Here is a 24,942-nt window from a genome sequence, read left to right on the forward strand (position 1 = left end):
AGACCGGTTACTGGTCTCGCAGGTTAAACGGACGAATGTAAGGCAGTGCTTCGGTGTCCAGGGAAGTGCCCTTGGAGCCGGTACCCACGCTACCCAATCCTTTCATTTCAAATTGAATGCCGAGGCTGCGCTCGGACGTCGGGGTCAGGTTCACGTTGTCTGGCGTGTTGACCCATTCCAGGTTGAAGTTGATGCTCCAGCAGCAGGAGTCGTATTTCAGACCCACCTTGCGGTCCACTTTGACGTTCTGATTGAGCTCCTGATAGTAGCCGCCATAAAGGTGCCAGCGATCGTCCAGCGGGGTGGTCAGCAGCAGGCCGATCTGGTTGAGATCCGTCACCTGCCCCTTGTGGTCGAGGTCGTAGTTGGCATCCCGCACGAAGCGGTGGTTCAACTGGCTGATCAACTTCTCGTGACGGTACTCCAGGGCGCTGTTGGCAGAGCTTATCTGGCGCTGTTCCATATCATATTGTGCCCCCGCATGGGCATACCACTGCTCGTTGATCTTGGCGTCACCCTCGAACGACAGCGGGGAGCGGGTATTGGTGCTCAGCTCATCGCTGCTGTAAAGCTTGACCCTGGGCGCAACGAAGTCGAAGGCTTGGGCAACGGCCAACCGGATTCGTTCATCCCCGGCCGGATCATAAATGCGGGTGGTGACCCCCAAGGAGAGCCGGTTGGAGTCGCTGATGCGGTCCAGACCGGCGAAGCGGCGATCGCTGAAGAGGCTGTAGTAGTCCTGGCGCATGGTGGTGGAGTCATAGACACCGATGTTGTCCTGATCCTTGTAGGGCACATAGAGGTACTGGAATTCAGGCTCCAGGGTCTGGTTGGCTCCCTCGCCAAACCACTGCTGATCCCGCTCGAAGGTCATGCCGCCCTTGAGACGGAACGAGGGCAGTACCCGGGTGATGGTCCCCTCTTCCAGGGTGACGTCGCCGCCCTCTCTCGGGGTGAAACGATTGGTGAAGGTGCTGCTCATCTGGTCAGGCACCGTCTGGTCGTAACGGGTGTACATCAGCTTGTACTGGCTGTCGAGGAAGTAACCCGCCTCGTCAACGAGGGGGATGGTCAGGGTGGGGGCCGTGTAGACCCGGGTGCCGGTGTAGGCTTCACCCTTGTTCTGCTCGATGGCCTGATCGTTGTTGTAGCCGAAGTTAGTCAGCTCGGTATTCCAGGCCAGATCGTACCAGCTGCCCTGCTGGTAGTAGTTGTGGTTGATGCGCGGCATCAGCTCGTGGGGCTGCTGGGCGCTGGCCAGCAGGATCTGGTAGGTCCGTACCTCGGCATCGAGGTTCCAGTTCTGCTGGTAGTAACCCGCCTTCAGGGATTGCTGCAACTGGTTGTCGACCTGGGTCCCCACCTTGGGGGTGAAGTCGTTGAAGTAGTTGTAGTCCTGGTCCCGTACCTTGGTGTAGTCCACCGACACCCGCATGGCGTTGTCCATGAACATGGAGGTGTGGCGGGCACTGAGCAGGTAACGGTGACCATCAGAGAGATGCTGATTGAGGCTGGCCGTCTCGTCGTACTGCTTGTCGTCCGCCAGGTTCTCGAAGTAGAGGCTCCCCACGTGGGCCGGGTCCGGCATGTAGCGGAACTCGACCTGTTCCATCAGGCCCCGTCTGTCCATGAAGCGGGAGGTGATGGTGGCATCGTAGTTGGGGGCTATGTTCCAGTAGAACGGCTGGGTGATGTCCATACCGTTCTTGGAGCTTTGGGTATAGCCCGGGTAGAGCAGACCGGTCTTGCGCTCATCCTTGATGGGGAAGTTGATATAGGGGAAGTAGAAGACCGGATAGTCATAGAGCCAGAGGCTGGCGTTCCAGGCCTCCCCAAATACCTCGGACTGATCGATGTCGATGCTGCCGGCCTTCAGGGTCCAGGCCTCCTGGCCCGGTGGGCAGGTGGTGTACTGGGCCCCTTCCAGAGTGATGTTCTGGTTGTTGTTGGTCATGCTCACCTTTTCGGCGAAGCCGCGCACCGGTGAGCCATGGACCTGATACTTGCCCTCTTCCAGCTCGGAGTTCTTGGTGTCCAGGTTGGATTTCAGGGTCTTGTCACTGGTGACCGTGATCTGGCCATCGTTGTAATAGATGTTGCCGATGGCGATGACATCCCGGCTCTTCTGGTCGAGCTGGGCATAGTCGGAGTCGAACTTGCGCACGCCCTGGCGCACCTTGACGTCACCCTCGTAGACGGCGGTACCGCCCTGCTTGGCCTCCAGGCGATCGGCATCCACCTCGACGGGCTGGGCATTGGCGTCCTGGTCCGCACTGGGCTTCTCTATCTTGGGAACATAATCATAGCAGAGGCTGTCGAGGATCCCGGTAGCGGGTGGCTCATTGAGTGGCGCTGCCTGGGCCATGAGCGGGCTCAGGGCAGGAACAAGGCTGATGGTCAGGGCGATGGGACAGGAGTATCCCAGTGTCCATTTTGTCATGTGAAAGGCTCGCGCAATCCGTAGTAAAAACGGTGGATTCAGGGCATGCATTTTATGTCAGGATCCATCGAGTTGACATTGCATGTCATTGCTTTATGTTAGCCGGCAATGATAAAGCATTATTGCGGCCAGGGCTAACAGCCAAGTGCTGCTTTCCAATTTGGTTCCCGACTCATGCACGATCGCGCTTCCCTGCTTTTGCAATGGGCTCGCCGGATTTCCGGTGACGCCAACCTCTCGTTGACGCTTATTTCCGGTGACGCCAGTTTCCGCCGCTACTTCCGGGGCGGCGGTCTGGTGTGGGTGGATGCTAATCCGAAAACCGAAAAAAATCATGAATTCGTTCGCAATGCGGCCGCCCTGCACGATGCGGGGCTGCTGGCCCCCGAGGTAAAGGGGGTCGACTACGAGCAGGGATTGCTGGCGGTGACGGATCTGGGGGATACCCAGCTTATCGGCTGCCTGAACGAAGAGAGCGTACTGGCCTGGTATGGCAAGGCCATCGCCCTGCTGCCAGGGCTCGGCGCCGTGGCGCTCGAGCTCGAGCCCTTCGATGAGGCCTTCATGGCCCGTGAAAATGCCATCTTCCCCGAGTGGTTGCTGGGGCATCACCTGCAACTGCCCCTGAGCGATGAAGAGCAGCAGTTGCTGGCGGAGACCTTCGCCTGCCTCACGGCGAGCAACCTGGCCCAGCCACAAGGAGTAATGCACCGGGACTTCCACAGCCGCAACCTGATGGTGTGCGGCGGGATGAACCCGAAGGAGAGCGACCTCGCCCTTATCGACTTCCAGGACATGGTCATCGGGCCGCTGAGCTATGACCTGGTCTCCCTGCTCAAAGATTGCTACGTGCGCTGGCCGGACGCGGTGATCGAGCAGGGCATGCGACTTGGCTTCGGCACCCTGCAAGAGGCCGGCCTGCTCGGCAATCTGGACTATGCCGCGTTTCGTCGCGCAGCCGATCTCACCGGCATGCAGCGACACCTCAAGGCGGCGGGGATCTTCACCCGCCTCTATCACCGCGATGGCAAGGCCGGCTACCTCAAGGACATTCCCCGTACCCTGGGCTACGTCGTTGATGTCTGTCGCAGCCATGGCGCCGCCTATCCGGTGCTGGCCCGCTTCGGCCAGTGGCTGGAGCAGGTGGTGCTGCCCGGATTGGCGCGCACCGGGGTGACACCATGAAGGCGATGATCCTGGCCGCCGGGCGCGGCGAGCGGATGCGTCCGCTCACCGATCTGCTGCCCAAGCCGCTGCTGGCGGCGGGGGGCAAGCCGCTCATCGTGCACCATATCGAAAAACTCAAGGCAGCCGGCGTGACCACACTTGTCATCAACCACGCCTGGCTCGGACACAAGCTGGTGGCGGCCCTCGGCGATGGCAGTGCACTCGGGGTCTCCATCCACTGGTCGGCCGAAGAGAGCGCGCTCGAGACCGCCGGCGGCATCGTGCAGGCGCTGCCCCTGCTGGGCCGCGAACCCTTTCTGGTGATCAACGGCGATACCTGGCTCGACCTGGATTATCGCGCTCTGGTGAACCAGCCGCTTGGGGAGGATCTCGCCCACCTCTGGCTGGTGCCCAACCCTCCCCAGCATCCGCAAGGGGACTTCTCCCTGCAAGCGGGTCGGGTGCTGGACACCCCGGCCCTCACCTTCAGCGGCGTCGGCCTCTATCAGCCCGCCGCCTTTGCCGGCTTGCCCTGCGGGGCGCGCAAGCTGGCCCCCCTGCTGCGCGACTGGATGGTGCAGGGACGGGTGGGTGGCAGCCTGCTGGCAGGCGAGTGGCGCGACATCGGCACAGTGGATCGGCTGCGCGAGCTGGACGAGCAACTGCTCGCCGGCACCCATTAACTTCACGAGGTCTTGAACCATGCGTATTTGGGGCAAGGTGCTTGGCACCTTCTTCGGTTTTTTGCTCGGCAACATCTTCGGTGCCCTGCTGGGCCTGTGGATCGGCCATCGCTTCGATCGGGGCATGGGGATCCGCGGGGCCTTCCAGCGGGCACCCAGCCAGCAGCAACAGGCCGTCTTTTTCCATGCCACCTTCGCCGTTATGGGCCACATCGCCAAGGCGAGCGGCCAGGTCACCGAGCACGAAATACGGGTCGCGTCCAACCTGATGGACAGGATGCGGCTGGCCGGAGAGCAGCGGGTACGGGCCCAGGAGTCGTTCCGCCTTGGCAAGGAGAGTGACTTCCCCCTGCGCGAGACCCTGGCGGAGTTTCGCCAGGCGAGCCTGGGGCAGCGCGACATCCTGCGCTTCTTCCTCGAGGTCCAACTGCAGGCCGCCTTCGCCGACGGTCAGGTGGAGGCGAACGAGCGGGCCATCCTGCAAACCATCGCCGACGAGCTGGGGTTCAGTCGCATCGAGCTTGCCCGCATTCTGGCCATGGCCGAGGCCCAGATGAACTTCTTCCACCGCCAGCAACAGCAGGGCAGTGGCCAGGGGCAGCAATACCGCCAGGAGCCCCCCTCCCAGGATCGCCTCAAGGATGCCTATCAGTTGCTTGGGGTGAACGAGAGCGACAGCGATCAGGAGATCAAGCGTGCCTATCGCAAGGAGATGAGCAAGCATCACCCTGACAAGCTGGCCGCCAAGGGATTGCCCCCCGAGATGATGGAGATGGCCAAGGAGAAGACCCAGGAGATCCAGCAGGCCTGGGAGTGGATCCGTGAGGCCCGCGGCATTCGCTGAGCCCTGATCCCGCCATAAAAAAATGCCCGTCGATGACGGGCATTTTTGTTTTTAGAGTCTGGTTTTTCTTTTCATGGAAGAAAAATCAGTGGGCATCGACCCAGACAAACTTGAGGACGAAGAGCAGGGCCACCACCAGCACGCAGGGGTTGATCTCGCGCCAGCGGCCGGTGCCCGCCTTCATCACGCAGTAGGAGATGAAGCCGACGGCGATCCCCTCGGTGATGGAGAAGCTGAACGGCATCATCACCGCGGTCATGAAGGCCGGCACCGCTTCGGTCAGGTCTTCCCACTTTACCCGGGTCAGCTCGGAGCACATCAGCACGCCCACGTAGATGAGGGCCCCCGCTGCGGCATACGCCGGCACCATGGCGGCGACCGGAGAGAAGAAGATGGCCAGCAGGAAGAGGATGCCCACCACGATGGCGGTCAGACCGGTGCGACCGCCGACGGCGACGCCGGAGCTGCTCTCGATGTAGGCCGTCACGGACGAGGTCCCCATGAAGGCGCCGCCGACGGAGCTGACGCTGTCTACTACCAGGGCCTGCTTCATGCGCGGGAAGTGCCCCTTGTCATCCGCCAGCTTGGCGCGGTTGGTCACGCCGATCAGGGTGCCGGAAGAGTCGAACAGGTTGACCAGCATGAAGGAGAAGATGATCCCGGCGAGGCTGATGTCCAGCGATCCCATCAGATCCAGCTGGCCGAAGACCGGGGCAATGCTCGGCGGCACGGAGACGAAGCCCTTGAAGGTGACGTCCCCGAACAGCCAGCCCAGGGTGGTGGTCACCACGATGGCGATGAGCACGGCTGAGTGGACGCCGCGGGCGGAGAAGATGCAGATGAGGAAGAAGCCGAGCAGCCCCAGCAGGCAGGGCAGGGAGGTGAGGTTGCCCACGGTCACCATGGTGGCGGGGCTCGCGACCACGATGCCGGCATTGTGCAGGCCGAGCAGGGCGATGAGCAGACCGATGCCGGCGGTGATGCCGACCCGAAGGGTCAGGGGAATGTTGGCGATGAGCCAGTAGCGTACCCGCAGCAGGGTCAGGATCAGCAGGCCCAGCGCACCCCAGAAGATGGTGCCCATGCCGACCTGCCAGGAGTAGCCCATGCCAGCCACCACCACGAAGGCGAAGAAGGCGTTGAGGCCCATGGCGGGAGCCAGGGCGATGGGCAGGTTCGCCAGCAGACCCATCAGGATGCTGCCGACACCGGCGATGAGGCAGGTGGTAACGAACACGGCCTGGGTGTCCATGCCTGCCGCAGAGAGGATCTGCGGGTTGACGAAGACGATGTAGACCATGGTCAGGAAGGTGGTGATGCCCGCGATCACCTCGGTGCGGGCCGTGGTGCCATGACCGCGCAGGGCAAACAGGCGCTCGAGCAATCCCTGCCCGGCAGCCGGGCTGGCGGTCTGCCCGGTAGCGTGATGTGGTTGATTCATGTTGGATTCCAATGGGTGACGTGAAATAGGCAGCAGGGGGCCCGGCCCATCCATGCGGGGCGACGGACCCTGATTCTGGCGGTGAAGTGACCAGACTCGTCCTGATACCGTGACAGCGCGCACATTTTCACACAGGCGGCCAGGTTTACAAACCCCGGATGTGCGAGGCGGATCAATGAATAGAGTAAAAATTCAAACGTTTTCCCCCGGAGGCAGGAAAAAGGGGATCAATAGAGCCCCGTTTCCACATCGGGATCAACGGTTTTTCTGGTAGCGTTCGATAAGCTGGCTCAGCACGGCATCGCTCTGCTCCAGCAAGGGATCGAGGGTCAACCCCATGCGTTGCAGCAGCAGGGTGGCCTGGGTTTCACTCAAGGGGCGGCCATCGAGGAAGTAGGCCTGCTCGGCCAGTTGCTTGTCATGGCGGGGCAGCAGCACCCAGTGCACCCGTCGGGGTTCGATGGCGGCGAGGATCCGGTTGGCGGCCGCGCAGAAGGTATCGATGTGCTGCTTGCCATCCGGCCCCAGACAGCCGGGTTCGAGCCGGATCTGGATGGTGAGTCTGGTGGTGGAGGCTTGGGTCATGGGTCGCTATCGCTGGGGTAGAGGTGGAGATTGTAAGTCAGAAGAGGCAAAAAAGGGGAGCCCCGGCTCCCCTTGTGATGTCATGCCTGGCGGCGCGGCTGTTGCCTCGCCTTACTTGGCAATGCGCTTGTACTTGGCGCGGCGCGGCTGGATAGCCTCGGCACCGTAGGTCTTCTTCTTCCACTCTTCGTATTCGGTGAAGTTGCCTTCAAAGAATTCGATCTTGCCCTCGTCCTGGTAGTCCAGGATGTGGGTGGCGATGCGGTCGAGGAACCAGCGGTCGTGGGAGATGACCATGGCGCAACCCGGGAACTCCAGCAGGGCGTTCTCGAGGGCGCGCAGGGTTTCGATGTCCAGATCGTTGGTCGGTTCATCCAGCAGCAGCACGTTGCCGCCGGTCTGCAGCAGCTTGGCCAGGTGCAGACGGCCACGTTCACCACCGGAGAGCTCGCCGACCCGCTTCTGCTGGTCGGAACCCTTGAAGTTGAAGCGGCCGATGTAGGCGCGGCTCGGGAACTCGTAGTTGCCGATGCGCAGGATGTCCTGGCCGTCGGCGACTTCCTCGAACACCGTCTTCTTGTCGTTCATCTGGTCGCGGAACTGATCCACGGAGGCCAGCACCACGGTGTCACCCAGGGTGATGGAACCGGAATCCGGTTGCTCCTGACCCGACATCATGCGGAACAGGGTCGATTTACCGGCACCGTTCGGACCGATGATGCCGACGATGGCACCCTTCGGAATGGAGAAGGAGAGATCGTCGATCAGCTGGCGGTCGCCATAGGACTTGCAGAGGTTGGCCACCTCCACCACCTTGTCGCCCAGGCGCGGTCCGGGCGGAATGAACAGCTCGTTGGTCTCGTTGCGCTTCTGGTAGTCGTTGGTGTTGAGCTCTTCGAAGCGAGCCATACGGGCCTTGGATTTGGCCTGACGGCCTTTCGGGTTCTGACGAACCCACTCCAGTTCATTCTCGATGGACTTGCGACGGGCGGCTTCGGAACTCGCTTCCTGGGCCAGACGGGCATCTTTTTGCTCCAGCCAGGAGGAGTAGTTGCCCTCCCAGGGGATGCCTTCGCCGCGGTCCAGCTCCAGGATCCAGCCCGCCACGTTGTCGAGGAAGTAGCGGTCGTGGGTGATGGCCACGACGGTGCCTTCGTAGTCGTGCAGGAAGCGCTCCAGCCAGGCCACGGATTCCGCATCCAGGTGGTTGGTCGGTTCGTCCAGCAGCAGCATGTCCGGCTTTTCCAGCAGCAGACGGCACAGGGCCACGCGGCGGCGCTCACCACCGGAGAGGTGCTTGATCTGGGCATCCCAGGCCGGCAGGCGCAGGGCGTCGGCTGCGCGCTCCAGCTGGTTTTCCATGTTGTGGCCGCCCTGGGCGGCGATGATGGCTTCCAGCTCGCCCTGTTCGCGGGCCAGCTTGTCAAAATCCGCATCCGGGTCGGCGTAGGCTGCATAGACCTCGTCGAGGCGCGCCATGGCGCGTTTGACGTCGCCGACCGCCTCTTCGACCGCTTCGCGTACGGTCTGCTCCGGATCCAGCTTCGGCTCCTGGGGCAGGTAGCCGATCTTGATGCCGGGCTGCGGACGGGCTTCCCCTTCGATCTCGGTGTCGATGCCCGCCATGATGCGCAGCAGGGTCGATTTCCCGGCGCCGTTCAGACCCAGCACGCCTATCTTGGCCCCCGGGAAGAAGGAGAGGGAGATGTTCTTGAGAATATGACGCTTGGGCGGCACGACCTTGCCAACCCTGTTCATGGTGTAAATAAATTGAGCCATTGGCTAATTCTCTTCCTTTCAGCAGTTTAATGTCTTGGCATTAACAAACTGATGTCGTGGTGGGGCCGGGTCGACGGGCCGTCAACCCGGTTCCAAAAAACCCGTCGATTGTAAACCAATGGGAGAGGGGCGGCAAAGCCGGGCGCCGCAGGCCGGGACGGCCGACAGGCGCGAGGGAAGAGGGGCAACCGGGCAAGCTCAGCGCGGTGAGCTGCGGCGGGCCGGTTTGTCAGGATCCTGCCCCGAGTAGTAGAGCACCCGCTGCACATACTCCTGGGTTTCCTGATAGGGCGGCACACCGCCGTGGCGCAGCACGGCTTGCTCCCCGGCGTTGTAGGCGGCGCTGATCCTAACCCAGTCCGGACCGAACTGCTTCTCCAGCCACTTCAGGTAGATCATGGCGCCACGGATGTTCTGCTGGGCATCGAACGGCCGGGTCACGCCGAAGCGGGCCTGGGTTTCGGGAATGAGCTGCATGACGCCCTGCGCCTGCTTGGGGGAGACAGCGGTACTGTTCAGATTGGATTCGGCGATGGCGATGGCCAGGGCGAGCTGGGGGTCCACTTTGTGACGCTGGGCGGCCTGGCGGATCATGACGGCCAGCTTTTGCTTGGCCTGTGACTGTCTGGCCAGGTAGCGCTCCTGATCGAAGGGGGTACTGGGGCGCACCCAGGGGGCTCCGCCACCGCCTCCGATGCCGCAGGTACCCAGGGGCGCATTGCCGACCCGCTCGTTGTAGTAACGGGCGGCTTGCTGGTTGCCAAGGCGCATGGCCATGGCCAGGTAGGCGTTGGCGCTGCGGGCATTGCGGATCCCCTGGGGGCCGCGGGCCAGCAGGCGGCCGATGCGGTAATAGGCTTCCGGGTTGCCAAGGTTGGCGGCGGTGCAGTAGTGGGCGATGGCCTGCCGCGGGTTTCCCTGTTCCATGGCGGCCCCCTGGCGCAGTGCGCTCATGGCCTTGGGGGCCTGACGAAAGGGATCTGCGTGGGAAGTGGTTGCCAGCAGTATCAGGAGTCCCCACCCCCAGAGTCGTTTTTTCATGGAAACCTCGTCTTTGGTATCCGCAACATATAGGCCCGATCCGGGGAGGGACGCCAGCCAGCAGATGGAACATCTGGTTATGTGGGTGAGCGGCAGAGATGAAAACGGTATGGAACTTTTGGTGCAGGGGAGAAGCGGCAGGCACCTGGAACAGTGACTGCTTTGATAGATTTGTTAATTGAAGTTCAATATGCTGACAGAGTTGTTTTCTAACGCCTTGTATTTGCATGATGTCAGCCAGGCCACGATGCAATGTCGTCGGGTCTGCCGGGTGAATCGATAGCGCCTCTGATGAGGGCAGGATATGCATATGGTCGAATCGGTCGATATCTCTGTCGTGGTACCCGCCAAGGATGAGCGGGACAATCTGGCCCCGCTTGTCGGCGAAATAGATGCCGCCCTTGGGGGCAGGTTCGAGTACGAACTGATCTATGTGGACGATGGCAGTGTGGACGACAGCCATGTGGTACTGCGCGATTTGCAGACGCGTTTCCCCAGGCTGAAGGTGCTACGCCATGTCCATGCCGTGGGCCAGAGCATGGCGGTGCTGAGCGGAGTGCGCCACGGGCGTGGCGACTGGCTGGTGGTACTCGACGGCGATGGTCAGAACGATCCCGCCGACATCCCCGCCATGCTGGAGGAGGCGATGCGCCGCTACCAGAGCGATCCATACCAGGTGGGCCTCATCGGCCACCGGGTCAACCGCCGTGACGACTGGGTCAAGCGCCTCTCTTCAAAGCTGGCCAACGGCTTTCGCGATCTGCTGCTGCGCGACGGCATTCCGGATACCGGCTGCGGGCTCAAGGTGGTGCGTCGCGACTGGTATCTGAAACTGCCCGCCTTCAATCATATGCACCGCTACATCCCCGCGCTGATCCAGGCACAAGGGGGGCGCATGGCACCCTGGCCGGTCAACCACAGGCCGCGCCAGGCGGGCATCTCCAAATACGGGGTCTGGAACCGGCTCTGGGTCGGGCTGGTGGATGTGGTCGGGGTCTGGTGGTTGCAGCGCCGATCCAAGGTGGTTGAAATCCGGGAGATGCTGGAGTGATGGACGCCTGGCTGTCTGCCCCCATCGACTGGCTGGACTGGACCGGGGTGCATGTCACCGGCTGGAAGCTGATCGGCTATACAGGGGCGCTGATGTTCGGCGGACGCTGGCTGGTGCAGTTTCTGGCGTCCAGGCGGGCGGGACGACCCGTCATCCCGCGCCTGTTCTGGTACATGAGCGTGATCGGCAGCCTGATGACGCTCAGCTACTTCACCTTCTCTCCCAAGCAGGACTCTGTCGGCGTGCTGCAAAACCTCTTCCCCACCTTCACCGCGCTCTACAGCCTCTATCTCGATATCCAGCATCGGGGCTGGCGGCGGGACAAGGTAGTGACCGGGGATGCTCGTCATGGTGAGTGATCGCACCCTGCTCAATCAGACGTCCCTTGGCTGGTTGCTGCTGATCGCGCTGGTGGTGCTGGGGGCCGGGCTGGGTCTGCGGGACCCCTGGCCGGCGGACGAGCCGCGTTTCGCCCTGATCGCCCGGGAGATGGTGGAGAGTGGCCAGTGGCTCTTCCCCATGCGCGGCGGGGAGCTCTATCCGGACAAGCCGCCGCTGTTTATGTGGGGGATCGCGATCGGTTATGTGTTGACTGGCTCTATCAAGGTGGCCTTTCTGCTGCCCTCCCTGCTGTCTGGCTTGCTGACCATCTTGCTGGTGTGGGATCTGGGGCGCCGCCTGTGGGATCCGGCGACGGGATTTCTGGCGGGCTTGCTGCTGCTCTTTACCGTCCAGTTCACCCTGCAGGCCAAGACGGCGCAGATCGACGGCCTGGTCACCTTCTTCATCACCCTCGGTCTCTATGGTTTTCTGCGCTTCCTCCTCTGCGGTGGCGGGTGGCGCTGGTACTGGCTCGGCTGGTTTGCCGCGGGGCTTGGCGTCATCACCAAGGGGGTGGGAGTACTGGCCCTGCTGGTGCTGCTTCCCGCGCTCTGGACCCACAGGGCACAAATCCGCGCCGCGCCTTTGTCAGCCTGGCTGAAGGCCCTGCTCGGGCCGCTGGCCATGGCCCTGGCGATGGGCCTCTGGCTGGTCCCCATGCTGGAGGCCGTGACCCGAAGCGGAGATCCCCTCCTGCTGGCCTACAGAGACAACATACTGCTGCGCCAGACGGTGACTCGCTATACCAGCGCCTGGCACCACGTCAAACCCTTCTGGTACTACCTCACCTCGGTGATCCCGCCGTTCTGGCTGCCGCTCTCCCTGCTGCTGCCCTGGCTGGTGGTGGCCTGGCGGCGCGCCATTCGGGCGCAGGACAGGCGTATCCTGCTGCTGCTAGGTTATCTGGTGCTGATGGTGCTGTTTTTCTCCTGCTCGCCGGGCAAGCGGGGCGTCTACATCACGCCCGGTACGCCCGCCCTGGCGCTCCTGACCGCACCCTTCATCGGCACCCTGCTGGTCCGGGTCTGGCCGGGGCGACTACTGGCCGGACTCGGCTGGCTGCTGGGAGGGGCAGGGCTGGTGGGGGCTCTGGTGCTGGCATTTAGCGATAGAGTGGCCAGCCGTCTGGGGGAACTGGGGCCGGATCCCTGGCTTCCCCTGCTGGTGCTGGGGGGATCCTTGCTGCTGATCAATGCCTGGCTTCGCCGGGCGCCACTGACCGCCATTCTCTGCTCCCTGGCGGTGGGGTGGCTGATCTACTCCTGCTGGATAAGCGTGCGCCTCAACGAGGTGCGCACCCCTCAGGCAGTCATGGCATTAGCGGCGCAGAAGGTGCCTGCGGGGGATGAACTGCTGCTGGCGGGATTCAAGGAGCAGCATCTGCTGTTTAGCCTGCAACCAGTGAAACATTACCCTTATCTGATGGGGGACGGGGAGCAGGCCAGGGAAGCTGCCGCCTGGATAGGGGCTGCCCCCGGGCGCTGGGTACTGGGGAGCGCCGACCTGATGGTGAGGTGTTTTGACCCCGCGAAGATGGAAAACCTCGGCAACCGTCACCGCACCGACTGGCTGCTGGCAGGCCCGCAGGCCCTCAAACCTGCCTGTCGTGGGCTCTCCCCCACCATGGTGCCCTTCAGCTATACCCCTTCATCCTGAGCGCAGGGTCTGAGCCAGGGGACCCTGCCACCTCGTTTGGCTCAGACCCGGTAGTAGTCCCGATACCAGCGGACAAAGCTGTCTATCCCTTCCTTGAGCCCGATACGGGGGCGATAGCCCGTGGCGTCGAACAGCGAGCGGGTGTCGGCCCAGGTGGCGAGCACGTCGCCGGGCTGCATGGGCAGCATGTTGCGGATGGTCCGTTTGCCGAGGGCCGACTCGATGGCATCCACGAAGTCCAGCAGCCTGACCGGGCTGCCGTTGCCGATGTTGAAGAGGCGATAGGGGGCCGGGCTGGCGTCCGGGGCCCCCTGCCAGTGGGCATCGCCGGCGGGGGGGCTGTCTGAGATGCGCACTATCCCCTCGACGATGTCGTCGACATGGGTGAAATCCCGGCTGAGCTGGCCCTGGTTGTAGAGGTCGATGGGGTCGCCGTTCAGGATGGCGTGCACGAACTTGAACAGGGCCATGTCGGGTCGGCCCCAGGAGCCGTAGACGGTGAAAAAGCGCAGCCCGGTGGTGGGCAGGCCGTAGAGATGGGAGTAGGAGTGGGCCATCAGCTCCCCCGCCTTCTTGCTCGCCGCATAGAGGGAGACGGGATGATCCGCCCCATCGGACGGCTTGAACGGCATCTGTTCGTTCAGCCCGTAGACCGAGCTGGAGGAGGCATAGACCAGATGCTGCACCCGGGTCTGGCGACACCCCTCCAGCACGGTAAGGTGGCCGGTGAGGTTGCTGTCGGCGTAGGCGAAGGGGTTGTCCAGGGAGTAGCGCACCCCGGCCTGGGCCCCCAGATGGATCACCCGGTCAAACTGCTCGTGGGCAAAGAGCGAGGCCATGGCCGCGCGGTCCGCGAGATCGAGGTGTTCGAAGCGAAAGCCGGGCAGAGGCGTGAGCAGGGCGAGGCGCGCCTCCTTGAGACTCACCGCGTAGTAGTCGTTGAGGTTGTCTATCCCCACCACCTGATGGCCGTCGCCACAGAGCCTGCGCGCCACATGAAATCCGATAAACCCGGCGGCGCCGGTGACGAGGTACTTCATCGCTCCTCCTGATGAGCCAGGCTGTCGCCACGGCCGATGGCATAGTAGGTGAAACCGCGCTGGCGCAGACGGGCCGGATCATAGAGGTTGCGGCCGTCGAAGATGATGGCCTGCTTCAGGGTCTGGCGAAGCAGGTCGAAATCCGGTGCGCGGAACTGTTGCCACTCTGTGCAGACGAGCAGGGCATCAGCCCCCTGGAGGGCGGTTTCCTGGGTGTCGCACAGGGTCAAGTCCGCCCGCTGGCCATAGAGGCGGGCGGCCTCGGTCATGGCCTCGGGGTCGAACGCCTGCACCTTGCCTCCTGCCGCCCAGATCGCCTCCATCAGCACCCTGCTCGGGGCTTCGCGCATGTCGTCGGTATTGGGTTTGAAGGCGAGTCCCCATAACGCGAAGGTGCGCCCCGACAGACTGGCGCCAAAATGGTGGTGCAGCCGGTTCATGAGCCTGTGCTTCTGCGCCTCGTTGACCTGCTCCACCGAGCGCAGCAGGGGGGTCTCGCACCCCGCCTCCTTCGCGGTGTGGATCAGCGCCCTGACATCCTTGGGGAAGCAGGATCCGCCATAACCGCAGCCCGGGTAGATGAAGTGGTGGCCGATGCGCGGATCGGCACCAATGCCCTTGCGCACCTCCTCGATGTCGGCGCCCAGGGCTTCGGCCAGGGTGGCCATCTCGTTCATGAAGGAGATGCGGGTCGCCAGCATGGCGTTGGCGGCGTACTTGCTCAGTTCGGCGCTGCGTGCATCCATCCGCAGGATGCGGTCTCGCTTGCGGTTGAAGGGGGCGTAGAGCTCCTCCAGCAGGGAGAAGGCGTGATCGGAGTCGGTGCCGATGATGATGCGATCCGGCCGCAGGCAGTCGGCGACGGCGGCGCCCTCCTTCAGAAATTCGGGGTTGGAAACCACGTCGAGCGGAAGATCGAGACCACGGTCGGCGAGGCGCTCCGCAATGTGTCGCCGTACCCGGCTGGCGGTGCCGACAGGGACAGTGCTCTTGTTGACCACCACCTTGCCCCCTTGCATCAGGCGGCCTATGGTGTCCGCCACCGTCATCACCTGATGGAGGTCGGCGGATCCGTCCTCGTCCGGCGGCGTTCCGACCGCGATGAAGATAAGCTCGGCAAACTCCACCGCCCGTGCCGGGTCTGTGGTGAAGATCAGGCGGCCGGCCTGATGATTGCGCAGCACCAGAGGGGCGAGGCCGGGCTCGAAGAGGGGAATGCGCCCCTCTTTCAGGCCCGCGACCTTGTCGGCATCCACATCCACACAGATCACCTTGTGACCCATCTCCGCCAGTACGGCGGCCTGAACCAACCCGACATAACCTATTCCGAATACGGTGACTCTCATCCGCTGTTGTTCCGCTGGCAGTGACAAGCGACTCATTCTAGAACGATTCGGGCGCGGGGGCAGCGGCCCGTTTCAGGTTTTTCAGCATCAGGCCGGCGGTGAGTGTGGGACATTTTGGTGCAAGGATTGTAACGCCTGGATGACGCGCACCATTTTGGCGCGTGAAGGGCGGGACTTGTGATCCATCTCACTCAAATTGGAGACTGTCGGCATAACGAAGCCCCGGTTAACGGGGCTCGCTCCGCCCGACGGGCGGCCAACACTCTCTTGCTTCGCGACTGGATACCTGGTTATGGACAACACTTCACGCTCTGCGCACCCGCTCTATGAGGATGTGCTCGCCTTGCTGACCGCAGCAGGCTTCGTTTCCCTCGGCATCTTCCTGTTCCATCAGGTCGGCCTGCTCACCGGTGGCACCGCCGGCCTGGCGCTGCTGCTGCAACAGGTGACCGGCATCAGCTTCGGCCTGCTGTTCTTCGCCATGAACCTGCCTTTCTATGCCCTGGCCTGGCTCAGAATGGGGCCGCGTTTCACCCTCAATACCTTTGCCGCCGTGGCCACCGTCTCCTTCATGACGGATCACCTCAACGCCGTGCTGCAAATCGGCAAGATCGAACCCGTCTATGCGGCGCTGATCGGCGGCACCCTGATCGGCATGGGGCTGCTCATCATGTTCCGCCACAAGGCGAGCCTGGGGGGCTTCAACATCCTGGCGCTCTTCATTCAGGACAGATGGGGTGTGCGGGCAGGCAAGCTGCAAATGGGGCTGGATTGCGCCATCGTGGTCGCCTCTTTCTTCGTGGTCTCCCCCTGGCTGCTGGCGCTTTCCGTGGTGGCAGCCATCATCTGTAATCTGGTGTTGACACTCAATCACAAGCCGGGGCGCTACCAGATAGCCTGATGTGCCCGTGGGGATTGCCCTGCTGGTCAGCCCAGGGCTGGATACCGCAAAAAGACAGAGCGCCTGATGGCGCTCTGTTGCTATCTGCCCCTGGGGGTCACACCACCATGGGGACGCCGCTCTCGGGGTGGTGGATCACCTGTGCGGGGTAGTCGTAGAGTCGCGCGATGAGCGCCGGGGTCAGCACCTCGCCTGCGCTGCCGTCAGCCATCAGCCTGCCCTGCTCCAGCATCACCAGCCTATCGGCGTAGCGGGCGGCCAGATTGAGGTCGTGCAACACCACCAACACGGCGGTGTTGCGACCGGCCAGCGCCCGGGCCATGGCGAGCAACTGGTGCTGGTATTTGAGATCCAGCGCCGAGGTGGGCTCGTCCAGCAGCAGCAGCCGCGCTTGCTGCGGTTCCTCCGGGGCCTGCCAGATCTGGGCCAGCACCCGGGCGAACTGCACCCGTTGACGCTCCCCGCCGGAGAGACCGGGATAGAGGCGGTTCGCCAGATGGTCGACCCCGGCGTGGGTCATGGCGGCGCGGACTATCTCGTCGCGCCGGCTGGCAGGCTCGCTGTGGGGCAGCCGGCCCATGGCCACCACCTCTTCGCACAGGAAGGGGAAGCTCAAGGAGGAGCTTTGCGGCAGCACACCGACCCGGTGGGCCAGAGCGTTGCCGGCCCACCCCCTGCGGGTCTGGCCGAACAGGTGGATCTCCCCTTCATGTTCCAGCTCGCCGGTCAGGCACTTGAGCAGTGAGCTTTTGCCCGCCCCGTTGGGGCCGAGCAGGGCGGTCAGGCTGCCGGCATGCAGGTCGAGATCCAGGCTGCCCAGGATAAGCCGGTTACCACGACTGAGGCGAAGACCCCGGCAACTGAGCAGGGGGGAGTGGGATCCGGGCAAGGTGACGATCTCCTGTTACAGGGTTCGGCGGCTCTTGACCAAGAGCCAGATGAAGAAGGGGGCCCCCAGCAGGGCGGTGATGATGCCGACGGGCAGCTCGGCCGGAGCGAGCAGGGTGCGTGCCAGCATGTCGGCCCCCAGCAGCAGGCCAGCCCCCAACAGGGCAGACAGCGGCAACAGGCGGACATGGTTGGGACCGGCCAGCAGCCGTACCAGATGGGGAACCACCAGGCCGACAAAGCCGATCATGCCCGCCACGGCCACCGCCACGCCGACACCGGCAGCGGTGAGCAGGATGAGGCGACGCTTCAGTGTCTGCACGTTCACCCCCAGATGCCGGGCCTCTCCCTCTCCCAGCAGCAGGGCGTTGAGGGGATTGGCATCGCGCATGAACAGCAGCAGCAAAGCGGCCAGGGTCAGCAGCGCCAGCGTCACATCGACCGGCTTGCCTGCCGCCAGGGAGCCCATCTGCCACAGACTCAGGTTGCGCAGCATCTGATCGTCGGCGAGGTAGGTGAGCAGTCCGATGACGGCGCCGGAGAGCGCCGTGATGGCCACCCCGGCCAGCAGCATCACGGTGACCGAGGTGCCCCCCTCCCGGGTACCCAGCAGATAGACGAGGGTGGTGGTGAGGGCTCCGCCGAGAAAGGCGAGCAGGGGCAGCAACCCCAGGCCGAGCAGACTCTGCAGGTGCGAGCCCAATGGGGCGAGCAGCACGATGGCCAGGGCCGCGCCGAGTGCCGCCCCACCCGACACCCCTATGATGCCGGGGTCTGCCAGGGGGTTGCGAAACAGTCCCTGCATGACGGCGCCGCAGAGGCCGAGAATGCCCCCCACGGCAATGCAGAGCAGGGTTCGTGGCAGACGGATCTCCTGCACGATCAATAATTTGTGAGCCTCAATCCCGCTCTGTGGTCCGGCAAACAGGGCGCGCAGGCTCTCGCCAAGGGAGAGGGACATGGGGCCGGTCGCGAGGGACCCGACCAGCAGCAACGCCAGCGCGCAGCCGGTCAGGGCGAGCAGCCAGGGCAGAGGCAGGCGCATCAGGAACCCTGCTTGATCCACTTGGCGATCTGGTTCGCCTGTTGCAGGGAACGAAGGCTGAGGCCCCCTTGCAGGGCATGTCCGTCGATGGCGTGGATAGCCTTGTTCTTGCCTGCCGGGGTGGCTGACAGAGCCGGCACCTGGCTCAGGACGGCGTCGGGATCCTGATACTGCTGCCAGTCGCGGCCGCTCACCAGCACCAGATCAGGTTGCAGCTCGATGAGGGATTCGGTGGAAACGGGCTTGTAGTCGTGGAGCCCAGCCACCGGATTGACGCCGCCCGCCAGGGTGACGAGGGCGCTGGCGGTGGTGTTGCCGCCAGCGATGCTGGTGGGTTGACCCTTGTGCAGCAGCAGGAAGGCGACCTTGAGGGGCTTGTTCTGCTTCGCCTGCGCCGCCAGGGTGTCGCTCTGGGCGGCAATTTCCTCCTTGAGCTTGCTCCCTGCCGCCTGGTCACCCAGGAGATGGGCCAGGGTATCGATACGCTCGTTGAGGTTGGCCAGCGTAGGGGCTGTGGCCATGACCTCGACCTTGACGTTGGCACGGCGCAACTGATCAAGCGTGCTGTTCGGGCCCATCTCGTCGCTGCCGACCACCAGGGTCGGAGAGAGGCTCAGGATCCCTTCGGCGGCGAGGGCGCGGTGATAGCCGACCTTGGGCACGCCTCTGGGCTCCGGACTGCTGACATCGGTGGCGACCAGGCTCTGCTCGCCTCCCAGTGCCAGGATGAGTTCCGTGGTGGCCGGGCCTATGCTGACGATACGCGCCACCGCCATGACGGATGGGGAAGAGAGGGAAAGGGCACAGCCGAGCAGGCTGAATGCGAGGGCAAAACGACGGCCCATGCGAACCTCCGAAGGGTGAATGAAATAGGGTTGCCGCCGAGAATATCAAGTCGTCCATCAAAATGCACTGAGAATGAAAGCGATTATCAATTGCGTTACTTGGGGCGCTTTATTACAGTATCCGCCGCGACACCGAGCACCATCGCCAGATCATCCAGGGAGAACCGATGAGCATTGCACAACGCATTCACGCGCTGCTGGAGCAAGACCCGAGCGCCCACCCGTCCACCCTCGCCACCGAGCTGGCCGTCAGCGAGTGGGAGGTGGTACGCCATCTGCCTGCCGCCTTGATGACGCAAGTGCCGGCCGGGGAGGCCGAAGCCCTGCTGGCGGACCTGTCCAGCTGGGGGCAGGTGACCACCATCGTCGAATCCGATGGCTCCATCTTCGAGGTGAAGGCTCCCTTCCCCAAGGGCAAGAACGCGCGCGGCTACTACAACCTGATGGGGCGGGACGGCGAACTGCACGGCCACCTCAAGCTCGACAACGTGGCGGGCATCGCCCTGGTCAGCAAGCTCTTCATGGGCAAGGAGGGGCACTCCTTCCAGTTCTTCGGCCACAGTGGCCGCTGCATTTTCAAGATCTACCTGGGCCGGGACGAGCAGCGTCAACTGCTGCCTGAGCAGGTGGAGCGTTTCATGGCCCTGCGCCGTCAGTATCAAGAGGAAGTGAAAGCATGAGTGAACGTCAGGAGCGCCTGCAAAACCGCCTGCAACCGGAGATCCGCGAGTTCCGCGACGGTTGCCGTACCCTGCAGCTCGCCACTGTAGATGGCGAAGGCAACCCCAATGCCAGCTATGCCCCCTTCGTGCTGCAGGAAGATGGATACTATGTGCTCATCTCCGAGATAGCTCGCCACGCCCGCAACCTGCAACAGGTGCCCAAGGTATCGCTGATGCTGATCGAGGACGAAACCGGGGCCCGCGAGCTGTTTGCCCGCAAGCGTCTGACCTTCGATGCGGTCGCCGAGGTGGTGGCGCGCGACGACGCACGCTGGGAGAAGGCCGTTGCGGCGCTGGAAGGGCGTTTCGGCGAGATCGTCAAAGGGCTCTCCAACCTCAAGGACTTCGTGCTGTTTCGGCTCAAGCCCGAGCAGGGACTGTTCGTCAAGGGATTCGGTCAGGCATTCCGTGTCTCCGGCGACGAGCTGGTTGACTTCGTTCACCTGGTGGAAGGACACAAACGCATCGACAACGGCGCCGAGCTGACCAGCCCGGCGGATGAACCCGTTTGAGGGGACAGTTAGCGAGATGAGAAACGGGCAGCCTGGGCTGCCCGTTTTGTTGTTATGTCCCGGGTTACTCCTGCCAGCCTGCCTGGTTGGGGAAGGCATCGCGATCGGCCTGGGTGGCGCTTTCGTTGCATTCCCCGCGGATCTTCCAGGAGGTCTGGCTGAGGACGATATAGCCGCTTCGGCAATACTTGCGCGTGGCCAGCATCTGGGTGAGCTGCTCGTCCTGCAGGGCTTCCCGGCGTTCCAGCAGGCTCTTGTCGCGGTGGCTCAGCCGGTTGTCATCTCCCTCCTGCAACCGGGTGGGCAGGACGTCGAGAGGGGCGGCCTCGAAGGTGAAGCGCTTGCTCCCGTCGTCGCTGATATGGGTGTGGAACAGGGGGGCCGGGCCATCGGGTGCTGCCCCCGGCAATCCGGAGCAGGCGGTGAGCGCCGGTAACAGCAGCGTGAGGGCAATGGCAGAGAGTAGAGGCACGCAAGACTCCAATCGGGTGTTCACATCAGGACGGGCAGCTTAACACGCCCGCTCGGGTTGAATGGTGGCCAGCAGCTCATCCGTCGTGAGCAGGGTCACGCTTCTGCCTTGAGGCAGGCTCAGATGCCGCCACATGAAGTGGTGGTGCTGGATGATCTGCTCCGCACTCAGGTGCGGCCTGTCCGCCGTGGTATGGGCGTCGGTCACCGCAAAGGCGTCAAAGCCCCTGGCGGCGGCGCTGCGCAACGTGGTATCGACGCAAAAGTCGGTGGCACAGCCGCAGATGAGCAGTCTGTCTACCGACTGCTCTGCCAGCAGGAAGCCGAGCTCGGTATCGAGGAAGCTGTCACAGGCGGTCTTGCGCACCCGGCTGTCGTGGGGAGATGGGGCCAGATCGGCGTGCAGTTGCCAGCCCGCACTGCCAGGTTCCAGTTCGGAACCCGGTTCGTCGTGTTGCACATAGATGACCCGTCCGTGTTGGCCCCGCACGCGATCGGCCAGACGATTGATGTTGGCGATGACCTGAGCATCCTGATGGCGGGGGTTATCGAACAACCCCTGTTGCATGTCGATGACGAGTAGCACATCCATATGAAATCCTTGGGCTATTTTGAGGGTTGCAACCATTGGCTGCAGTCACGGCTTCGGGATTGATGCAGTGCGCCCATATCTTGCTTCATTTCCTTTGCATTTAGCCAGCGTTCCGGCAGGGGAGCGATGTGGACCCTGACATCTGCGTCTCTCCCGGGGGCTGTCTCGTCACCGGTTTGCGGCACGATGAGCGCCACCTTGAGTGCCGGATTGCGGCTGGCGATGCGACTGGCGATCCCGAGTCCCCCCTCCACGTGGAAGTTGCCTGCGATATGCATGATGCGCCTGCCGGGATGCTTGCCCAGATAATCCACCATGCTTTCGGCCATGGTGTCGTCCCAGCTGGTCTGGGCGGCGAAGCGACGGGCGTTGCCGTCCGCATCCCCATGGTGCATGGAGGCCATGAACTTCTGGCGGTAGCCGTCATCCCCCAGAGTCAGCTCGCGGGCAAGCTGGCTGCGGCGATTGGCCGGCAGTTTGTCGAGCCAGGCCGGTCCCTCCTGACCGACGCAGCTCACCAGAGGTTTGGGGGCATTGGCGGCAATCACTGGCAGGTGCTGCGCCTTGGCGAACTCCACCAGAGGGCGGTAATCACTCTGGTAGTTGGGCCAGGCATGGCCATCTCGAATGAGGGCCGATTCGCCGATGCGTCCGGCCAGGTAGGCATCCAGCACCGGCTGATCGGCGCGGCTGAACTGCTCCATGGAGAGCACCAGGACCCGGCCATCGGCTTGCGACATCTCGTCAAGCCCTGCCAGCAGACGGGCCTGCAACAGATGGATGGCCGGGTGAGTGTGAAGCTCCCCCACCAGCACGATGTCGGCATCCGCCACCCGCGTCACCGCCTGCTCGAAGGTCAGCGCCTGCCCCTGGGCTGTATCGAGCCGAGCGTGATAGAGGGTCTCGGGTGGGGTGTTCTGTGGCGTGGTGGCGCAGGCGGCCAGCAGCAGGGGCAGGGCGAGCAGGGGGAGTCGTCGGATCATGGTTACTCACTCAAGAAACAGGGGATGGGAAAAGGCTGCACTATGGGATGGCGGCATGGCGAGCAAAAAGTGGCGCCAGTGTAAGGGGGAATGACGATAAAGTGAAATGAGAATGATTCACTTTATTATTGATCTTTGTCTCTGGCGGGGTAATATGCCTTCCGCTTGATAATAATTCTCAATAAGGACTTTGCAGTGGCGCACAACAACACCCCCTCCCTGATAGCCCTCGCCGTGGCGGCCGGGCTGATCTCCCCCGCTTTCGCCGCAGACAAGAAAGCCGATGAAGTCATGGTCGTCAGCGGCTCCCGGATGGAACAGAAGCTGGAAGATGTTTCCGGTCCCATCGGCGTCATTACCTCGGAGCAGATTGAAGAGCAGGTCGTCAGCAACGTCGCCGATCTGTTCCGCTATGAGCCCGGGGTGAGCGTGCAGGGAGGCGCAGGAGATGCCCAGACCTTCACCATCCGCGGCATGAGCGAGAACCGGGTCAAGGTGGTGCAGGACGGCGTGCGCCAGAACGACGCCTACAAGAACGGCGGTGTGGGTCAGACCTACTTCGACACCGACATGATCAAGCAGGTGGAGGTGGCCAAGGGGCCGGCGTCCGCCGCCTACGGCTCCGATGCCCTGGGGGGCGTCATCGCCATCACCACCAAGGATGCCGGCGACTTCCTGAAGGGCCGCGACAGCTACCTGGACGCGACCACGGGCTATGCCTCCAGCAGCCACCAGAAGATGGGGGGCATCACGGGGGCGCTGCGCACCGGGGAGTTCGAAAACCTGCTGCGCTACACCTGGCGCGACGGCGGGGTCACCCAGAACCATGACGGCGACAAGGAGGAGTTCGACATCGTCAGCCAGGCGGTGCTGTTCAAGAGCAAGTGGAATCTCAGCGACGATCAGTTCCTGAAGCTGACGGTCGACTACTTCACCGAGGGGCAGGATCCGCACGCGGTCGACCTGACCAAGGCTGGTTCCGTCTTCAACCAGCCGATCACCGACAAGGAGACCGACAACCTCTCCTTGGTGCTGGATCACGGCCTCGCCCTGAACGCCCCCTGGGCGGATCGCGTGGACAGCAAGATTTACTACAGCCGCGCCAAGCAGACCCTGGATCAGTACGCCTCCTCCAAGTATCCGGTCATGCCGGGCAACCCCTATGTGACTAAGAACTCCCTGGATCACAACGGTTTCGAGCAGGAGAGCCTGGGGGCCCAGGTGAAGTTCAGCAAGGCGCTCGTCAATCAGCGTCTGGCCTGGGGTGTGGAGTATGAGCACACCGACAACGAGCGTACCCGCTTCAAGGCACCGACAGTGCCCGGGGACTTCGTCGGCTACAGCGAGCTGAGCTTCCCGTCCACCACCAGCGAGCGCAGCGCGCTCTGGGCCTTCGACGAGATCAAGTTCGGCGAGCGCTGGGTGCTGACCCCGGGCGCCCGTTACGACTACTACAAGATGACCCCGGACGAGGATCCCGCCTACACGGGCGAGAACATGAAGAAGATCTCCGAAGGAGAGTTCTCTCCCAAGCTGGGGCTGGTGTTCAAGGCTCACGAGGCGGCCAACCTGTTCGCCCAGTACAGCCACGGCTTCAAGGCGCCCATGTATGACAACGCCTTCTCCACCCTGAACCACCAGGCGTACGGTTATCGCATCGAGCCGAACCCTAACCTCAAGCCAGAGAGCAGCGATGGCATCGATCTCGGCGTGCGTGGCAGCCGTGGCGGGTTCAGCTATGAAGTGGCGACCTTCTACAACAAGTTCGACGACTTCATCGAGCTGACGGGGGTGGGCACAGAGGGGCGCACCGCGCTGTATCAGTATCAGAACCTGGACAAGGCGACCACCAAGGGGGCCGAGGTCAGGGCGGACTACTGGCTCAGCGATCTGGTGAACGTCTGGGGCAACCTGGCCTACATCGAGGGCAAGGATGGCGAGGGCAACTACATCAACAGCCTGAGCCCCCTCAACGGCAGTGTCGGGGTGCGTCTGGAGCAGCCGAACTGGAATATCAACACCGCCCTGCGCTTCGCCGACGACATGGACAAGGTGGGCAAGGATTCCCGCGGCAACGACAACATCAAGAGCGCCGGCTGGGGTGTGGTGGATCTCTACGCCCAGTTCAAGCCGATGCAGGATCTGCAGCTCAACGTCGGGGTCTTCAACCTGTTTGACAAGGAGTACGTGAGCTACGAGAGCATCACGGGCCAGGCCGCCAGCGCGGACACCAGCGGTCAGACCGAGCCGGGTCGCAACCTGAGTGCAAGGGTAAAATACGTGTTCTGATATTTGCCAATGAAAATGATGAAGGGGCCTCTGGGCCCCTTCTCTGTTTCTGGCGGCCCAAACCGACCCCAAAAAGAAACCCGCCAGGGGCGGGTGGAAGGATTGCAACACTCATCAGGAAGCGGTGTTATCCAGATAGACAGGGGGATGTGACAAAGGTTCAACTTTATTGATATTTCTGGTTTTTACCCTGGGCGATGCCTGGGGATCCCCGCCCCGAAATCGGTTATCATTTGTGCC

General features: G+C 63.1%; 23 protein-coding genes. 10 read left to right on the forward strand and 13 right to left on the reverse strand.

What is annotated here, in order from left to right; all coding sequences use genetic code 11:
- Window positions 1–7: 7 nt before the first annotated feature.
- Window positions 8–2,440 carry an LPS assembly protein LptD gene (gene lptD / locus I6L36_RS17355; RefSeq protein ID WP_109111724.1) on the reverse strand — a complete coding sequence of 811 codons (2,433 nt, stop codon included), beginning with the start codon at window positions 2,438–2,440 and terminating at the stop codon, window positions 8–10.
- A gap of 174 nt (window positions 2,441–2,614) precedes the next feature.
- Between lptD and I6L36_RS17360 the strand changes: the two genes are divergently transcribed.
- From I6L36_RS17360 to djlA, 3 genes are read left to right on the forward strand one after another with little or no spacing between them, the layout of a single operon-like run.
- The gene (locus tag I6L36_RS17360) at window positions 2,615–3,625 is read left to right on the forward strand and encodes an aminoglycoside phosphotransferase family protein (RefSeq protein WP_109111723.1); all 1,011 of its coding nucleotides are present in this window, start codon (window positions 2,615–2,617) and stop codon (window positions 3,623–3,625) included.
- Window positions 3,622–4,290, forward strand: a complete 669-nt coding sequence (gene murU, locus I6L36_RS17365; protein ID WP_109111722.1) for an N-acetylmuramate alpha-1-phosphate uridylyltransferase MurU — start codon at window positions 3,622–3,624, stop codon at window positions 4,288–4,290. Before I6L36_RS17360 ends, murU begins: the two co-directional genes overlap by 4 nt.
- Before the next feature lie 19 nt (window positions 4,291–4,309).
- Window positions 4,310–5,134: a co-chaperone DjlA gene (gene djlA, locus I6L36_RS17370; RefSeq protein ID WP_109111721.1), complete on the forward strand. Its 825-nt coding sequence runs from the start codon at window positions 4,310–4,312 to the stop codon at window positions 5,132–5,134.
- 85 nt (window positions 5,135–5,219) lie between these two features.
- Here the strand turns inward: djlA and I6L36_RS17375 are convergent, their stop codons facing one another.
- The 4 genes from I6L36_RS17375 to I6L36_RS17390 form a co-directional block, all read right to left on the reverse strand.
- On the reverse strand, window positions 5,220–6,575 hold the full coding sequence (locus tag I6L36_RS17375) for an NCS2 family permease (protein ID WP_010673214.1): 1,356 nt from the start codon (window positions 6,573–6,575) through the stop codon (window positions 5,220–5,222).
- A gap of 255 nt (window positions 6,576–6,830) precedes the next feature.
- The gene (locus I6L36_RS17380) at window positions 6,831–7,160 is read right to left on the reverse strand and encodes a hypothetical protein (RefSeq protein ID WP_045523765.1); all 330 of its coding nucleotides are present in this window, start codon (window positions 7,158–7,160) and stop codon (window positions 6,831–6,833) included.
- A 111-nt stretch (window positions 7,161–7,271) separates the two neighbouring features.
- A complete protein-coding gene (ettA, locus tag I6L36_RS17385; protein ID WP_109111720.1) occupies window positions 7,272–8,939 on the reverse strand; it encodes an energy-dependent translational throttle protein EttA in 1,668 nt (555 codons plus the stop codon).
- Between the two features lie 198 nt (window positions 8,940–9,137).
- A complete protein-coding gene (locus I6L36_RS17390) occupies window positions 9,138–9,980 on the reverse strand; it encodes a lytic transglycosylase domain-containing protein (protein WP_010673217.1) in 843 nt (280 codons plus the stop codon).
- 310 nt (window positions 9,981–10,290) lie between these two features.
- Between I6L36_RS17390 and I6L36_RS17395 the strand changes: the two genes are divergently transcribed.
- Genes I6L36_RS17395 through I6L36_RS17405 form a run of 3 tightly spaced genes read left to right on the forward strand, consistent with a single transcriptional unit; the run spans window position 10,291 to window position 13,068 of the window.
- Entirely contained in the window at window positions 10,291–11,031 is a 741-nt protein-coding gene (locus I6L36_RS17395; RefSeq protein ID WP_124813446.1) for a glycosyltransferase family 2 protein, read from the forward strand.
- Window positions 11,031–11,390, forward strand: a complete 360-nt coding sequence (locus I6L36_RS17400; protein WP_042881297.1) for a lipid-A-disaccharide synthase N-terminal domain-containing protein — start codon at window positions 11,031–11,033, stop codon at window positions 11,388–11,390. The genes I6L36_RS17395 and I6L36_RS17400 overlap by 1 nt, the downstream gene beginning before the upstream one ends.
- The gene (locus I6L36_RS17405; RefSeq protein ID WP_174213868.1) at window positions 11,380–13,068 is read left to right on the forward strand and encodes a glycosyltransferase family 39 protein; all 1,689 of its coding nucleotides are present in this window, start codon (window positions 11,380–11,382) and stop codon (window positions 13,066–13,068) included. Before I6L36_RS17400 ends, I6L36_RS17405 begins: the two co-directional genes overlap by 11 nt.
- 41 nt (window positions 13,069–13,109) lie before the next feature.
- Here the strand turns inward: I6L36_RS17405 and I6L36_RS17410 are convergent, their stop codons facing one another.
- Entirely contained in the window at window positions 13,110–14,108 is a 999-nt protein-coding gene (locus I6L36_RS17410; RefSeq protein ID WP_109111718.1) for an NAD-dependent epimerase, read from the reverse strand.
- Entirely contained in the window at window positions 14,105–15,454 is a 1,350-nt protein-coding gene (locus I6L36_RS17415) for a UDP-glucose/GDP-mannose dehydrogenase family protein (RefSeq protein WP_109111717.1), read from the reverse strand. The genes I6L36_RS17410 and I6L36_RS17415 overlap by 4 nt, the downstream gene beginning before the upstream one ends.
- Window positions 15,455–15,746: 292 nt before the next feature.
- Here I6L36_RS17415 and I6L36_RS17420 point away from each other — a divergent pair, with 292 nt between their 5' ends.
- Window positions 15,747–16,355, forward strand: a complete 609-nt coding sequence (locus I6L36_RS17420; RefSeq protein WP_039040037.1) for a YitT family protein — start codon at window positions 15,747–15,749, stop codon at window positions 16,353–16,355.
- A 97-nt stretch (window positions 16,356–16,452) separates the two neighbouring features.
- On the opposite strand, the gene I6L36_RS17425 is transcribed toward I6L36_RS17420, so the two are convergent.
- Genes I6L36_RS17425 through I6L36_RS17435 form a run of 3 tightly spaced genes read right to left on the reverse strand, consistent with a single transcriptional unit; the run spans window position 16,453 to window position 19,133 of the window.
- Complete coding sequence (locus I6L36_RS17425; protein WP_109111716.1) at window positions 16,453–17,244, reverse strand: heme ABC transporter ATP-binding protein; 792 nt, start codon at window positions 17,242–17,244, stop codon at window positions 16,453–16,455.
- 15 nt (window positions 17,245–17,259) lie between these two features.
- Window positions 17,260–18,291 (reverse strand): iron ABC transporter permease, encoded by a 1,032-nt coding sequence (locus I6L36_RS17430; protein WP_039040072.1) that lies wholly within the window; start codon window positions 18,289–18,291, stop codon window positions 17,260–17,262.
- Window positions 18,288–19,133 carry a hemin ABC transporter substrate-binding protein gene (locus I6L36_RS17435; protein ID WP_109111715.1) on the reverse strand — a complete coding sequence of 282 codons (846 nt, stop codon included), beginning with the start codon at window positions 19,131–19,133 and terminating at the stop codon, window positions 18,288–18,290. The genes I6L36_RS17430 and I6L36_RS17435 overlap by 4 nt, the downstream gene beginning before the upstream one ends.
- Window positions 19,134–19,300: 167 nt before the next feature.
- Here I6L36_RS17435 and hutX point away from each other — a divergent pair, with 167 nt between their 5' ends.
- Both hutX and hutZ read left to right on the forward strand, forming a co-directional pair.
- On the forward strand, window positions 19,301–19,813 hold the full coding sequence (gene hutX, locus I6L36_RS17440) for a heme utilization cystosolic carrier protein HutX (protein ID WP_069784549.1): 513 nt from the start codon (window positions 19,301–19,303) through the stop codon (window positions 19,811–19,813).
- Entirely contained in the window at window positions 19,810–20,367 is a 558-nt protein-coding gene (gene hutZ / locus I6L36_RS17445) for a heme utilization protein HutZ (protein ID WP_010673228.1), read from the forward strand. The genes hutX and hutZ overlap by 4 nt, the downstream gene beginning before the upstream one ends.
- 64 nt (window positions 20,368–20,431) lie before the next feature.
- On the opposite strand, the gene I6L36_RS17450 is transcribed toward hutZ, so the two are convergent.
- From I6L36_RS17450 to I6L36_RS17460, 3 genes are read right to left on the reverse strand one after another with little or no spacing between them, the layout of a single operon-like run.
- Window positions 20,432–20,839, reverse strand: a complete 408-nt coding sequence (locus I6L36_RS17450) for a hypothetical protein (protein WP_109111714.1) — start codon at window positions 20,837–20,839, stop codon at window positions 20,432–20,434.
- 39 nt (window positions 20,840–20,878) lie between these two features.
- The gene (locus I6L36_RS17455; RefSeq protein ID WP_039040040.1) at window positions 20,879–21,430 is read right to left on the reverse strand and encodes a cysteine hydrolase family protein; all 552 of its coding nucleotides are present in this window, start codon (window positions 21,428–21,430) and stop codon (window positions 20,879–20,881) included.
- Between the two features lie 14 nt (window positions 21,431–21,444).
- Window positions 21,445–22,413: a ChaN family lipoprotein gene (locus tag I6L36_RS17460; protein WP_109111713.1), complete on the reverse strand. Its 969-nt coding sequence runs from the start codon at window positions 22,411–22,413 to the stop codon at window positions 21,445–21,447.
- Window positions 22,414–22,608: 195 nt separating this feature from the next.
- On the opposite strand from I6L36_RS17460, the gene I6L36_RS17465 reads away from it, so the two are divergent.
- Window positions 22,609–24,702, forward strand: a complete 2,094-nt coding sequence (locus I6L36_RS17465; RefSeq protein WP_109111712.1) for a TonB-dependent hemoglobin/transferrin/lactoferrin family receptor — start codon at window positions 22,609–22,611, stop codon at window positions 24,700–24,702.
- Window positions 24,703–24,942: the final 240 nt, after the last annotated feature.

The sequence above is a fragment of the Aeromonas sp. FDAARGOS 1406 genome, from assembly GCF_019048565.1.
GTDB lineage: Bacteria > Pseudomonadota > Gammaproteobacteria > Enterobacterales > Aeromonadaceae > Aeromonas > Aeromonas caviae.